Source organism: Flavobacterium sp. 9AF (assembly GCF_902506265.1).
Lineage (GTDB): Bacteria > Bacteroidota > Bacteroidia > Flavobacteriales > Flavobacteriaceae > Flavobacterium.
Genome location: NZ_LR733556.1, coordinates 2,238,498 through 2,253,760, shown reverse-complemented (window position 1 = coordinate 2,253,760; position 15,263 = coordinate 2,238,498). Strand labels below are relative to the sequence as shown.

The 15,263-nt window shown below is 29.1% G+C and carries 11 protein-coding genes; 6 read left to right on the top strand and 5 right to left on the bottom strand.

What is annotated here, in order from left to right; all coding sequences use genetic code 11:
* The first annotated feature begins 50 nt into the window (after positions 1–50).
* Positions 51–6,551, top strand: coding sequence for an MG2 domain-containing protein (locus HALO113_RS10120; RefSeq protein WP_159778911.1), 6,501 nt, complete (start codon positions 51–53; stop codon positions 6,549–6,551).
* A 70-nt stretch (positions 6,552–6,621) separates the two neighbouring features.
* Complete coding sequence (lysM, locus tag HALO113_RS10115) at positions 6,622–7,089, top strand: peptidoglycan-binding protein LysM (RefSeq protein WP_159778910.1); 468 nt, start codon at positions 6,622–6,624, stop codon at positions 7,087–7,089.
* Between the two features lie 49 nt (positions 7,090–7,138).
* Here the strand turns inward: lysM and HALO113_RS10110 are convergent, their stop codons facing one another.
* Positions 7,139–7,456 carry a hypothetical protein gene (locus HALO113_RS10110; RefSeq protein WP_159778909.1) on the bottom strand — a complete coding sequence of 106 codons (318 nt, stop codon included), beginning with the start codon at positions 7,454–7,456 and terminating at the stop codon, positions 7,139–7,141.
* 122 nt (positions 7,457–7,578) lie between these two features.
* Between HALO113_RS10110 and HALO113_RS10105 the strand changes: the two genes are divergently transcribed.
* Together HALO113_RS10105 and HALO113_RS10100 are read left to right on the top strand one after the other, a co-directional pair.
* Positions 7,579–7,893 (top strand): roadblock/LC7 domain-containing protein, encoded by a 315-nt coding sequence (locus HALO113_RS10105; protein WP_159778908.1) that lies wholly within the window; start codon positions 7,579–7,581, stop codon positions 7,891–7,893.
* A gap of 11 nt (positions 7,894–7,904) precedes the next feature.
* Positions 7,905–8,279, top strand: coding sequence for a hypothetical protein (locus tag HALO113_RS10100; protein WP_159778907.1), 375 nt, complete (start codon positions 7,905–7,907; stop codon positions 8,277–8,279).
* A gap of 76 nt (positions 8,280–8,355) precedes the next feature.
* On the opposite strand, the gene HALO113_RS10095 is transcribed toward HALO113_RS10100, so the two are convergent.
* From HALO113_RS10095 to HALO113_RS10080, 4 genes are all read right to left on the bottom strand, one after another.
* Positions 8,356–9,591 (bottom strand): M43 family zinc metalloprotease, encoded by a 1,236-nt coding sequence (locus HALO113_RS10095; protein ID WP_159778906.1) that lies wholly within the window; start codon positions 9,589–9,591, stop codon positions 8,356–8,358.
* 3 nt (positions 9,592–9,594) lie between these two features.
* Positions 9,595–10,614 (bottom strand): GTPase ObgE, encoded by a 1,020-nt coding sequence (obgE, locus tag HALO113_RS10090; RefSeq protein WP_159778905.1) that lies wholly within the window; start codon positions 10,612–10,614, stop codon positions 9,595–9,597.
* Positions 10,615–10,754: 140 nt separating this feature from the next.
* Positions 10,755–12,032 carry a hemolysin family protein gene (locus tag HALO113_RS10085; RefSeq protein WP_159778904.1) on the bottom strand — a complete coding sequence of 426 codons (1,278 nt, stop codon included), beginning with the start codon at positions 12,030–12,032 and terminating at the stop codon, positions 10,755–10,757.
* Positions 12,033–12,108: 76 nt separating this feature from the next.
* Positions 12,109–13,287 carry an adenylate kinase gene (locus HALO113_RS10080; protein WP_159778903.1) on the bottom strand — a complete coding sequence of 393 codons (1,179 nt, stop codon included), beginning with the start codon at positions 13,285–13,287 and terminating at the stop codon, positions 12,109–12,111.
* Between the two features lie 44 nt (positions 13,288–13,331).
* On the opposite strand from HALO113_RS10080, the gene HALO113_RS10075 reads away from it, so the two are divergent.
* On the top strand, positions 13,332–13,865 hold the full coding sequence (locus HALO113_RS10075; RefSeq protein ID WP_159778902.1) for a hypothetical protein: 534 nt from the start codon (positions 13,332–13,334) through the stop codon (positions 13,863–13,865).
* 91 nt (positions 13,866–13,956) lie between these two features.
* A complete protein-coding gene (locus tag HALO113_RS10070; protein ID WP_159778901.1) occupies positions 13,957–15,114 on the top strand; it encodes a 5-(carboxyamino)imidazole ribonucleotide synthase in 1,158 nt (385 codons plus the stop codon).
* Positions 15,115–15,263: the final 149 nt, after the last annotated feature.

Genomic DNA, 15,263 nt, shown 5'->3' with positions numbered 1-15,263 from the left:
CATTCCCAACCTTTATTCTTTTTTTATCCTCTAACATAAAAACCTCTTTTATGAAAAAATATTTTATTCTAACGTTGCTCTTTCTAAATTCCTATTTATCTGCCCAAATCGAATTTGAAAAGGAATGGCAAGCCGTGTATAAATATGAATTAGATGGAAAGATTAAGAGTGCTTATGAACAAGTTCAAAACATTTATAAAAAAGCGAAAAGAAAAGAAAATGCAACCCAGACAATTAAAACATTTTTTTATATTTCTAAGTTTACTCAACAATTAGAAGAAGATTCTCAATTAAAAATAATTGAAAACTTAACTAAAGAATTAGAAACGGCAGACGAAACTTCAAAAGCAATTTATCATTATATCTTTGCTTCATTTTTAAACGAATACCTCAGCAAAAACAGATACAATACTAATAAAACAACAGATGTTACAAATGATAATGAAGCCAATTTTTTACTTTGGAGTGTTTACAAATTAGAAAGAGAAATTCAAAATCATTACGATTATAGCTTGACAAATATTCCTATTTTAATACAAAAAAACATCTTAGATTACAAAGATATTTTTATCATCTCTCCCGATATAGATGGAAAAAACTACAGTCTTTATGATTTTTTATGGAATAAAAACTTTGATTATTTTAAGAAAGATGTTAATTATTGGACTATTAAAAATACATCTCTAGACGATAAGACCTTATCCAGTCTTTATGCCCCTTCACCAATTTTTATTGATTTACCAACGGAAAGAATAACAAATTCAGCTTTTAAAAAAGTTTTTATATTACTTCAAGAATATGAGAAAAATTCGTCCAAAAATAAAACCGAAATTTATATTGACCGATTAAACTATATTCATTCCTTGTTACACAATGAAGAATTTTATATTCAAAATTTAAAAAAATTAGAAAAAACAACTCAAGATTCCTTTTTGTTACAAGAGATTAAAACAAACAAAGCCAATTATTTATATAATATCAACAGAAAAAATTCAGAAAAAAACTACTATGAGGAAATTCTTCAAATTTGTGATTCTGTTCTTCATTTAAAAAATAACATCAATGCTTTAGCTGAAGCAGAAAGATTAAAAAATAATATTTTAGAAAAAGAATTAAAGATTGAAACAAAACGTATTCTTTATAATAATGAACCCTCAAGAGCATTTATAGATTACAAAAATATAGACACTATTTCTTTACATTATTTCAAAATTCCTAAAGCTTTTAACAATCTAAAAGATTTAAACACTAAAGACTCAATTGTTTTCAATTTTATATCAAAAAATAAACCTGTAAGTACTTTTAAAAGAATATTACCCAGTCCAAAAAAGTATTTTCAGTATACTACAGAAATTTTATTAGAATCAATGCCTATTGGTGATTATTTATTAGTCATTCTACCTAATAATTCAAAACTTGAAAATAAAAATTATGAATATACTTTTCTCACCGTTTCCAATATTGCTTTTATAAGCGATAGCGATAGTAAAAACGATTATTTTTATGTCTCGGATAGAAAAACAGGGCAACCACTTCACAACGTAATTATTAAAAATAATGAAGAAACTAAAAAAACAGATGTTTTAGGAAAAGTCAGTTTTAAAAAGAAGAAATTTGATAAAAACAATTCCAAAAATCCTTCTTCACCAATCTATTTTATTACTCATAAAGACACCTTACAAAGTTCCTATAATAAAGGCTGGTTTTATCCTGAAACCAATTCAAAAGAAGACGAAGAAGAGGATGAGGAATTTGAAGCAAAAGCAAAAGTTTATTTTGATAGAGCCATTTATCGTCCTGGTCAAAAAGTATATTATAAAGGCATACTTATTCAAAACAAGAAAAAGCAAAAAAGCGTAGTCCCTTTTGTAACAGTATTAGTCACTATTGAAGACTCTGAATATAATACTTTAAAAGAATATGAAGTACAAACAAATGAATTTGGTTCCTTTACAGGTGAATTTGATCTTCCTAAAAACATACTAACTGGACAATTTACTCTTACTGTGGATGAACCAGATAATTATGAAAATGATAAAAAATACTACAATAAAAAAGAAGAGGAGCATTCTTTTTGGGATATAGTAGATTTTGATTATGATAGTAATTTTCATTTTCAAGTAGAAGAATATAAACGTCCTACATTTGAAGTTGTTTTTGAAACCATCAAAGAAAATTATACTATTGGAGACACATTAAAAATTATTGGTCATGCAAAAACTTTAGCAGGAAGCAATCTTACTCAAGCTAAGGTAAATTATACTATAGAAAAAAATGTATATAAAGAAGAATACACTCCTGATTCTAAAAGAAAAAATACTATCGCAACATTAGAGACTGATGCTCAAGGAAAATTTATTGTTAAAATTATTGCCAACGATTCTATAATTAATCAAAAGCAAATAGAAAAAATAATGTACACCATCAATGCCGAAGTAATTGATACAAATGGAGAAACTCGAATTGCTTCAAAAACCATTGAAGTGGGAAAAAAAATGTTGAATTTACAACTAAACCTTAACAATCTTATTCTTCACAAAGAAGATATGAACACTCTAAAAATAGAAGCTACAACATTAAATAATTACCCTATTGATGCTAAGGGAAATTTATATCTATCATTTATCGATAAAAAGAAGTTTTTAAAAGACAGGCAATTTAACTTTCCTGAAACGCAAACAATTAGCGAGCAAGAATTTAGAGAATTATTCCCTTATGAACCTTACGATAATGACCAACTAAATACAAATGAAAAAACAATAAAAACTATTCCTTTTGATACTAAAAACGAAAAAATCGTACCTCTTGATTTCCTTAAAGAATTAGAAGATGGAAGTTATAAAGTTATTGCTAAAGCATTTGATCATAATGGAAATGAGATTACCACAATAAATCATTTTGAACTAAAATCAAGAAAAAATATTTTTGATGAAAGCGTTCTTTTTACCTTTAAAGACATCACAAATCCGCAAAATGACTATTTTGAATTTGAATTTAATTCTGTCATTCCAAATCTATACATTTTCTCCCGATTATACATAGGCAAAAATTTGAATACCGAACAAAGTATACAATTAAAAAATAATAAAGCCATTTTAAAAATAAAAAAAGAACAAAATCTCAATAATGAAGACTTTAATTTTCATTTTTCAACTCATTATGATAATGAAATCTTTACAAAAATTTATTCCGTTTCTAAAGAGCAAATGGCTAAAAAATTAGATTTTGAAATTGTAAGCCTTCGTAATAAAATAGAACCAGGCAGTAAAGAAAGTTGGTCCTTTAAAATTGCAAACCAGCAATTAGAAACCGAAATTCTAGCAAGCATGTACGATAGTTCTTTGGATCAGTTCTTACAAAGAGATTGGGACACTAACTTGCATTTTTATTCTAATTACAATTCTCCTGACTACCCATCGTTTCAAAATTATAATAAAATAAATATCTATTTTAATAAGTTTCAACAATACTTTAAATATTATAACTATTATATCAAAAATCCTGATTTAAAGACATTTGGTTTTAATTTTAACGATTCTGATGACAAATACATTAAAGAAAAATATTTAAAATCAATCCAGCCATTAGCTACTGTTCCTAAAAATGCTAAAACAATTACTGGAACGGTGTATGATGCATTAGGTCCATTAGCTGGTGCCAACATAATCGTACAAGGAACTAATAGAGGCACAACAAGTGATTTTGATGGTAATTTTAGTATTCAAGCTGAAGAAAATGAAATTATAAGCATCTCTTATGTGAGCATGATTGATTCCTATTACACTGTAAAAAGCAAAAATGAAATTATTTCCATAACATTAGAAAATGATGTATCATCTTTAGAAAGTGTAGTCGTAGTAGGATATGGGACAACTAAATCTGTTTCTTTAACAAGTACTTCCACAACTGTTATCCAAGATTCAATTCCTCAAGACGCAAAATTTATTAGCATTTTAAGTGGAATGGTACAAGGTGTACAAGTTCAAGAATCTTTAAAAGGGAACACTTCTGTAATAATTAGAGGATATAATTCTATTGGTGAGAGCTCACAACCTTTATATATAATAGATGGTACTCCAGTAACATTTGAAGAATTCTCAAAATTAACAGTTGGAGATATTGGCAATTTTACTGTTTTGAAAGATGTTTCTGCAACGGCTTTATATGGTAACCGTGCTAGTGGTGGTGCAATTGTAATAACTACTAAAAAAGCGCTCAAAGAAGTTACTCAAGTTAAAACACGAACTAATTTTAATGAAACTGCCTTCTTTTACCCACAACTTAAAACAGATAAAGAAGGAAAAATTACCTTCGATTTTACCACACCAGAATCATTAACACGATGGAAATTGCGTTTATTAGGCCATAATAAAAATTTTGAAACAGGTTATTTTCAAAGTGATATTGTTTCTCAGAAAGATCTCATGGTAATGCCTAATCTCCCACGTTTTGTGAGAGAAAAAGATACAATAAGATTAGTTTCCAAAATTGTCAACATGACGAATGAAACTAAAACAGGAATAGCAATGCTCTTATTGTTTGATGCTGTTAACGGTAAACCAATAGATAGTATATCCTATAATTTTCCAAACAACAGAAATTTCATTTGTAAACCTAAAGAAAGTGTTTCGGTATCATGGACTATTACAATTCCAGAAAACTTAAAAGGCTTGCAATATAAAATTATGGCAAAATCTGGTAATTTTTCTGATGGAGAAGAAAATATCTTACCTGTTTTAAGTAATAAAATTTTACTCACTGAAACAATACCTTTATGGATAAGAGAAAAAAGTAAAAATGAATACTTCTTAGAAAACTTAAAAAACAACACGTCTCCAACACTTAAGAATCATTGTCTTACATTAGAATATACTTCTAATCCAGTATGGTTTGCCTTACAATCACTCCCTTATCTAATGGAATTTGAACATGAATGTGCTGAGCAAACTTTTGCTCGATATTATGCCAATGCTTTAGCTGCTGAAATCGTTTTTAAAAATCCAAAAATAGTAACCTTATTTGAATATTATAGAAATAATAAAAACACAAATAATAAACTAAAAATCAATGATGAATTGAAATCTATCTTATTAAGTGAAACACCATGGTTTTTTGAGGGTGATAATGAGGATGAAAAAAGAAAACAATTAGCTCATCTATTTGACACTGTTATGTTGCAAAGTAATCAGGAACAAATACTTAAAAAAATACACGAAAAATTACTGCCATCTGGTGGCTTTTCATGGTTTGATGGTGGTGAAGTCAATTTTTTTATTACACAGCATATTTTATCCGGAATGGGTCATTTAAATACTTTAATACCATCAGAAAAATCAAAATTTAAAGAAATTGTTTCAAAATCTTTACCCTTTTTAGATGAAAACTTTATTAATCAATATGATAATTCAAAAAAAACATGTAATCCAAATTCTTTTCTAGACATTCATTATTTATACACTAGAAGTTTTTATGTAAAAGACTATCCACTTTCTCCAAAATTACAAACTGCAATAACATTACAATTAGATCAGATAAAAAAGAATTGGCTTGCCTATTCATTATACCAAAAAGCACAACTTTCCTTAATTTTTAGTCGTTTTAGCGATTTAGAAATGGCTAAAAAAATAATTGTTCATTTAAAAGAATCTGCATCATTTAACAACGAAATAGGAATGTATTGGATTTCCAATACCAAAAGTATGTATTGGCATCAATCCCAGATAGAAACTCAAGCGCTACTTATTGAAGCTTTTCATGAAGTAGCAAACGATCAAAAATCAATCGATTTAATGAAAGTTTGGTTATTAAAAAACAAACAAAATAAAAACTGGCATACTACTAAAGCTACTTCCGAAGCCATTTATGCTTTATTATTAAAGGGGAACGATTGGACATCAGTAAAAGATAAAACTACATTTACAATTGGAAATAAAAAAATAGCACAAAATAAATTAGCTGAACAAGAAAAAGAGTTAGAAACTGGATACTTAAAATTAAATTGGAAAGAAAATGAAATTACTTCGGAAATGGCTTCAATTGAAATTGAAAACAAATCTGAAACCCCAGGATATGGCGGTATTTATTGGCAGTATTTTGAAAATCTTGAAAATATAGTAGAAAGTAACTCAAAAAGCGTATCAATTACTAAATCTTTATTAAAAAAAGACAAAACACCAGACGGAAATGTACTGCATTCATTAGATAAAGAAAATTTAAAAATAGGAGATATAGTAACCATCAAATTAAAGATAACTACAACTGAAGACTTAGAATTTGTTCACTTAAAAGATTTACGCGCTTCGTGTTTCGAACCTCTAGATGTAATTTCAAAACAGGAAAGATTGAATGATTTGTATTACTATAAAAGCACAAAAGATGTAGCGAGCCATTTTTTCTTTGACAAAATTAACAAAGGGGTTTATATCCTAGAATACGATGTACGGGTAAATAATTCTGGTTTTTTTAATGATGGAGTAGCTACAGTTCAGAGCATGTATGCACCTGAATTTTCCGCACATTCAAAAACTGCTCAAATAAAAATAGTAAAATAATAATTTTAACAATTAAAAAAATTCCTTTGTTTTTATTATATTTGAGTAATAACAAAAAAAAACAAAAATTATGGGATTATTTTCATTTGTAAAAAATGCTGGTGCTAAACTCTTTGGAAAAAAAGAAGAAGAAGCTCCAGTTGAAGAAAAAGCAGTTTTAAAAGCAAGTGCTCTTTTAGAACATGTAAAAGCATTAGGTTTAAAATACAAAACTATTAAAATAAGCCTTAAAGGAGATGATGTTATAGTAGAAGGAGATGTAGATGAACAAGAAGATGCAGAAAGAATTGTTCTTGCTATAGGAAATGTTGAAGGAGTGGATACCGTAGATAATCAAATGAAAGTGATTGCTCCAGAACCTAAACCAGAAGCCCAATTTCATACTGTAGAAAAAGGAGAATGGTTATCAAAGATTGCTGCAAAATATTATGGTGATGCAAATAAATACAATGTTATTTTTGAAGCCAACAAACCTATGTTAGATCATCCAGATAAAATTTATCCTGGTCAAGTACTTAGAATACCTAAAATAGATTAAATCATAAAAAGAAACGAACTTAAATTAAGTTCGTTTCTTTTTATAATTACTATCTTCTTCTTCTACCAAAATAACTGGTACCTAAATTTGTTAAGTTCATTGCAGGTTTAAATTCTGATTTCTTTTCATTGGTATCCTGCGAATAAAAATCTCCTCCAACTTCAACTAATTCTTTTTCTTCCTCTATATCATTAGCTATACTATCAAATGAAAAAACATCAGGTTGAGTAAGAACTATTTCTTCCTCTATTTCCACTATCTCACTAACTTTGGCCATATCTTCATATCCAAAACGAATTCTATTGAATTTTTCCATTTTTAAATTTAAAGATTCTCTCAAAACTTCTATATCTTTTTGATTTTCCATGACTTATATTTTAAACAAAGTTACAAAATTATTAACATTAATTACATTAAAATTGTAATCATTTTAACATTTAATAAAAAAAAGACCTTATCTTTGTAGGAATTAAACATTTAAAATCTAATATGTTAGAAAAACTACTTACAGATTACAATATTGACTCTGCTTTACTATTTAATTCCAATGGCGTTTTAATTGACAGTTCAAATCTTGACAAGCCTCAAACATTATCTGCCATGTCTAATATTATTATGGATATGTGTCAAGGATTAGTTGAAGAACTAAATGAAAAGACATTAACACAAGTAATTATAAAAACACAATCACTTTTAATAATAGCTAATAAATTAGATGGCAATCAATATTTAATGGTCGTTACTAGTGACATAACAAAATTAGGTCTTTTACTAAAAATTCTAGAAAATTTCAAAATCAATTAATTTAATTACATATGTCAGATTTCTTAACCAAATTCGGAGAGGATTTAAAAAATAATGTTTCAGGTTTTATCGCAGTAAGCATTACGGAAGTAAAAAGTGGTATGTCTTACTTTTCTTTATCTGCTGACTCATCTTTTGATCCCGAATTAGCATCTGCTTACAACCTAGAAGTTGTTAAAGCTAAATTAAACGCAATCAAAGCCTTAGGATTAAATCAAACTATAGAAGATATAATGATAAATTTAACATCGCAAATTCACATTATTGATGTTTCTGAAGCTGGGGATTATTTTATTTACTTAGCTGTAGATTCTAGTAAAGCTAACTTAGGTATGACTAAAGCGCTTTTAAATAAGTACAAAAAAGATATTATTGGTAAAATCTAATAAATCCATCTTCATAAATAAGAAAGGGAATGATTTTAAAATCATTCCCTTTCTTATTATGTATACCACTAAATGATTATTTAATAATTATTTTTTGAGTAGATGAATGCGAGTCATTTTTAACTACGACTGAATAAATTCCAGTATTTACATTATCGATTTTTACATCTATTATTTCCCCACTGTTAACCGTTAATTCTTTTTCAAAAACTTTTCTTCCAGTAACATCAAATACTACTATTGTAGAATTAGTAATACCATTTTCAAATGATATAGAAAAATTTCCATTATTAGGATTAGGAAAAACAGAAAAAGCAGTAGCCACTAATGAATTTAAACCTAATGTATTTTGATTAAAATTTGAAGCTATAGTATTCAAATGGGCTTGCATTCTAGTTGCTTGACCTTGAGTAAACATGTACATACAGCTATCATTAGTATAATCCATGTAATTCATAGTTAATTCCCTTGGTGTTCCGCTGCAAGTAGACAAATGATTAATAGAAGGACAACCATAATTGTCTTCATTATGAAGAGGTGTATCGGCTACAAAATCATCACCACAAAAAGCATCACCCCAAATATGCATTAAGTTTAAATAATGTCCTAATTCATGAGTTAAAGTTCTCCCTAAATTATAAGGCGCACTAGGAACAACATTACCACATCCTGAACCAGAAGCAAAAGCTGAATAATTAATAAATATTGCAGCTCCATCATTAGGATCAGAAGCAAGATATGCATAACCAAGCGTTCCTCCTGACAAGTTATCTACAACTATATTTAAGTAACCTGTCCATGTAGCATTCCAATCACTATTTGCAGCAAAATCATAACCTATAGTTACAGCTGGTTGACCATTAACTAAATTAGGATCTGTACCTGTTGGATGATTTTGAGTAGCTAAAACGAACTGAACATCAATACTACCATTATTGACACCTGGAAAATAAGAACCAGTAGTATTATTCCAAACAGAAATATCGGAATTTGTTCCATTGAAATCATTATTTAAAATATCGATTTGATTCTGAGCTAATGCAACCAAACAAGCTCTATTAGAATTGCTTTCTGAAGGAAAATGAACAGCTACAGGTATAAGTAATGTTATTTGAGGGTTTTTTGCTAGAGAATGATTTTCTAATCTCAATAATTCTTGATTAGATTTCTCTATTTGATTTAAATATTTTTGTTTCATCAATGGATTAAACATCATTTTCTGCATTTGTTCTACTGAACCACATCTTTTGACTTGAGCATTTGCAAATTGGCAAATAGAAACACATAATAAAAAGTAAATTTTTAATTTCATTTTTTAACTATTAATATTTTGATTATTATTCAACATTTTCCACAACTTATCTTTCAACTCCTGTAGTCCTTGTTGAGCGACAGAAGATATAAACATATAATTTATTTCTTTCAATTCGTTATCTAATTGCTTTTTCATTTCTAATTTTAATTCTTCATCTAACATATCTGACTTAGAAACAACTACCAATCTGTCTTTATCTAACATTTCGGGATTGTAACGTCTCAATTCATCCAGTAAGATTTCGTATTCCTTTTTAATATCTGTTGCATCAGCTGGAATTAGAAAAAGCAACGTTGAATTACGTTCAATATGTCTTAAAAAATAATGTCCTAGACCTTTCCCTTCTGCTGCTCCTTCAATAATTCCAGGAATATCTGCAATGACAAATGATTGAAAATCTCTATAAGCTACAATTCCTAAATTAGGCTTCAAAGTTGTAAAAGGATAATCTGCAATTTTAGGTTTTGCTGCAGTTAAAACAGATAACAATGTAGATTTACCTGCATTTGGAAATCCCACTAAACCTACATCGGCTAAAACTTTTAATTCTAAAATTACATCAAGTTCTTCCCCTGGAAGTCCTGGTTGAGAATAACGAGGTGTCTGATTGGTAGCACTTCTAAAATGCCAGTTTCCTAAACCACCTTTACCTCCTTTTGCAATTATTTTTGATTCACCGTGTTCAGTAATCTCAAAAAGAATTTCCCCAGTTTCTTTATCTTTAATTACGGTTCCTAGTGGCACTTCAATTATTTTATCTTCACCATCTGCACCGGTACTTCTAGAACTACCTCCATCACCTCCATGACCAGCTTTCACATGTCGTAAAAATTTCAGATGAAATAATGTCCAAAGCCCTTTATTACCTACTAAAATCACATGACCACCACGCCCACCATCACCACCATCTGGACCTCCTTTTTCTATGAATTTTTCTCTATGCAAATGTGTAGATCCTTTTCCTCCTTTACCCGAAGCCAAATATATTTTTACGTAATCTACAAAATTCCCTTCTGTCATAATATTTTAAACATTTGTTAACTCTAAATACTTTATTCGTATAAGCATTTAAGTTTAATTTTGTGCAAAGTTAAAATTAAAAATCTGAAAAACGATTAGTTCTTCTTTTAAAGCCTGAAATATTAGTATCTGTAGAAAATTTATTCTTCTTTTAGATAAGAGATAACTACTTTATCAACTGTAAGTCCATTCATTTCAACAACTTCAAACTTTAATTTGTTCCAAAAAAAGGCTTGTCCTACTTTTGGTATTGTTCCTAATTCTTTTATAATAAATCCACTTACAGTTGCTACATCATAATCTAACCAATATTCTTCCATTTCTAAGAAATTCAAACAATCATGAAAAGAATAACCTCCATCTACAATCCATTTTCCATTTTCATAAGGAAGTAATTTAAATTCATCTTCATCAAAATCTGAAGGAGCGCCAACCAATGATTCTAAAATATCATTCAAAGAAAGAACACCTTGAAAAACTGCATATTCATCAGTAATAAAAGCAGCATGATTTTTTGATTTTTTAAAATTATCTAAAGCTTTATAAACGGATGTATATTCTATAAAATACAAAGGTTCTTTTACAATCTTCTTTAATTCAAAATCAAAATTATCAATAGTAGCAAACAAATCCTTCAAAGTTACTAATCCTATGATATTATCTAGATTAGATTCACAAACTGGATAAACAGAATGCAAGTTTTCAATAATTTTAGCTTTGATTTGCTCTTTTGAATCGTCTAAAGACAAATAAACGATATAATTTCTATGAGTCATTAAAGAATTAACTTTTCTATCACCAATATGAAATACTCTCTCAACAATATCTTGCTCAATTTCTTGCACTTCACCAACTTCGGTACCCTCTTTAATAATTGCTTTAATTTCTTCTTCCGTTACTTTTCCGTCAGCAGTAGGCTTAATTTGTAATATTTTCAATAAAAATTCAGTTGAAATAGTTAATAGCCAAATAAATGGTTTTGTAACCAAAGACATGAATCGCATAGGAACGGCTACGATCTTCGCTATACTTTCAGGATGATTCAACCCGATACGCTTAGGTAACAACTCCCCTAGCACTAAAGAGAAAAAAGTTAAAATTACCACCACTATTGCTACAGCGATAGTATCTGCATAAGGTTTTAAAAATAAAAAAGAGGCTACAAAATTTTCTACATCAGCCGTAATTTTATCCCCTGAAAAAATACCTGTTAAAATACCTATAAGAGTAATACCTATTTGTACAGCTGAAAGGAATGTATTAGGCGAATTAGCTAAATCTAGTGCTACTTTAGCATTCTTATTTCCTTTCTTAGCTGCAGTTTCCAAGCGGTTTTTTCTCGAAGAAATTAAAGCTATTTCAGACATAGAAAAAACGCCATTTAAAAGTATCAAAAATAAAACAATTAATATTTCCATATATCTATCTATAAAAAAAGCTATGTTTTAATTATGTAAAAAACATAGCTTTTAAATTATTAAATTTTAAATTTATTTATACTAATGTATCTAAAACAACATTTAACCTTTCTGTAACTTCAGCAATTTCCCCAATGCCATTAACAGGTATAAATTTATTTTGTCCTTTATAATAGTCCATTAAAGGAGCTGTTTTTTGATTATACTCCTCATAACGATTTCTAATTTTTTCTTCATCTTGATCGTCTGGTCTACCAGAAGTTTTTCCTCTTTCTAATAAGCGTTGCACTAAAATTTCGTCGTCTGCTTCTAGAGCGACTGTAGCAGTAACTGCTTGTCCCTTTAAACTTAAAAACGCATCTAACGCTTCTGCTTGAGCGATAGTTCTTGGAAAACCATCAAACAAAAAGCCTTTAGCTTGAGGATTTTTATCTACTTCACTTTGTAACATTTGAATGGTTACTGCATCAGGAACTAAATCGCCTTTATCCATGTAGGTTTTAGCCAATCTGCCTAAATCGGTATCATTTTTTATATTATATCTAAAAATATCTCCAGTTGAAAGGTGTACTAAATTGTATTTTTCTTTTAAAAAATCAGCTTGGGTTCCTTTTCCAGACCCCGGTTTTCCGAATAAAACTATATTAATCATTTGTGTGTTTATATTTTCTTTTGCTAATTGATACACATCGGGTAAATTCCTTCCTAAACCATCATAATCCAATCCAAAACCAACAATAAAGCGATCTGGAATACGAATTCCTACATAATCTAATTTGATGTCTTTTTTGTAAGCTTCTGGTTTAAAAAATAAGGTTGCAATCTTTAAATGTTTTACTTTTTTCTCTTTAAAAATGGCTTTCAATTCTTCAACTGTATTGCCTGTATCAACAATATCCTCAACGATTACAACTGTTTTTCCTTCTATATCTTCATTGAGCCCAATTAATTGTTTTACTTGATTGGTAGACTGTGTTCCTTCATAAGAAGCTAATTTTACAAAACTTACTTCGCACATACCTCTATAGTATTTCATTAAATCAGAAATAACTTTGAAAGAACCGTTTAAAACACCAATAAAAACAGGGATTTCGTCAAAAAAATCGTCATCCATTTGTTTGGCCATATTTTGAATCGCAAAGTCAATTTCATCTGAAGAAATGAACGGTTCAAAATGTTTATCATGTAGTTGAATCACAGGATTTAGTTTTAAAAATGAAGGAACAAATTTAAGAAAGTAATCAGTATTTACCATTACCAATTGAAATGTTTTTTTATATTTTTTACTATTTTTATCAAATGAAATCCTCCTTTTATTTACAAATAGAAAACAGTACTGCTCATAGACATTCTAGAGACGAACTTTGCGAAGCAGCTTTATCTAGTACAGAAGCGCTTAAAGAACTTTTTTTATTTGCATTTGATATTGAAAACAAAAATCATTTTAAAGCCTGTTGGTCTTTAGAGCTTGTTCTCGAAAAAAACATCTCATTATTGGTTCCGCATTTAGCTACTTTTATTGAAAAAGTTAAATTATACCAACACGATTCTGCTTTACGTTCGATTTCAAAAATTTGCTTATTTATCTCAAAAAGCACAATAGTAGTAACAAAAAATCAAGAACAAGTGCTTGTTGAAGCCTGTTTAGATTGGTTGATTCAAGAAGAAAAAGTAGCTACAAAAGCTTATGCTATAAGAGCTTTGTATAATTTTAGTAAAAACCAACCATGGATAAAAGAAGAATTGCGCACTATTTTAGAGCAAGATTACAGTTTGCACTCTGCTGCTTACAAAGCCGTTGCTAAAGAGGTTTTAAAAAAAATTAATAAGTAAGCAATTGTGTAATAGTAATTGTCTAAGTATCTTTGCACAACTAACTACAAACAACAAAAAAAGAAACCTAAAAAAGGGTTCACACACAACAATGAATTATTTCTCATCAGACTTTAAACTAGGTATTTTAGGCGGTGGTCAATTAGGAAAAATGATGCTATATGACACCCGAAAATTTGACATTCAAACTTTTGTTTTAGATTCCAGCGAAGAAGCACCTTCACGTTTCGGTTGTAATAACTTCTACCGCGGCAGCTTAATGGATTTTGATACCGTATATCAATTTGGAAAACTAGTAGATTTATTAACTATCGAAATTGAAAATGTTAATTTAGATGCTTTAGACAAATTAGAAGAAGAAGGACTACCTATTTTTCCTTCTCCAAAAACGCTCCGCTTAATTCAAAATAAAGGAAAGCAAAAAGACTTATATGTAAAGAACCAAATCCCAACCTCTAAACATTTACGTTTTGTAGGATTAGATGATTTACGAGAAAGCATTGCCAAAGATGAATTGGATTTTCCTTTTGTTTGGAAGAGTGCCCAATTTGGTTATGATGGCAATGGGGTGAAAATTTGTCGTTCTGCTTTAGATTTGATGAAATTACCCGATGTTGAATGTTTGGCTGAAGATTTAGTACCCTTCAAAAATGAATTGGCTGTTATTGTTGCCCGAAGTTTTTCAGGTGAAATAAAAACATATCCTGTGGTTGAAATGGAATTTCATCCAGAAGCGAATCAGGTGGAATATGTGATTTGTCCTGCAAGAATACATGAAGCAGTTGCTAAAAAAGCTAGAGAAGTGGCTTTAAAAGTTTCGGAAACCTTTAATCATGTGGGTTTATTAGCAGTAGAAATGTTTCAAACTGAAACAGATGAAATATTGGTAAACGAAGTAGCGCCAAGACCTCATAATTCTGGGCATTATAGTATTGAAGCCAGTTATACTTCTCAATTTGAAAATCATATCCGTGCCATTTTAGACTTACCTTTAGGAAACACCGAAAGCAAAGTTGCTGGTATTATGGTCAATTTAGTTGGAGAAGAAGGACACACGGGTCAAGTGTACTATGAAAATATTGATAAAATTATGGCTATTGATGGTGTAACTCCTCATATTTATGGTAAAAGAGAAACCAGACCTTTTAGAAAAATGGGACACGTTACAATAGTTAATGAAAACATGGTAGAAGCCCGAAAAATTGCAGAGGAAGTAAAGAATAGTATTCGAGTGATTGCAGTTGATTAGATAGTTTTCGGAATTTTAGTCATGGTTTACAACAAATTAGGATAATCAAACAATTTTTCAAAATAAGCTTTTATGCGTTTGTTACTTTTTGTGTAATTAATTTTATTATCCTTCTATTTCAAATTTTACTATTTTCATTATATAAAGAG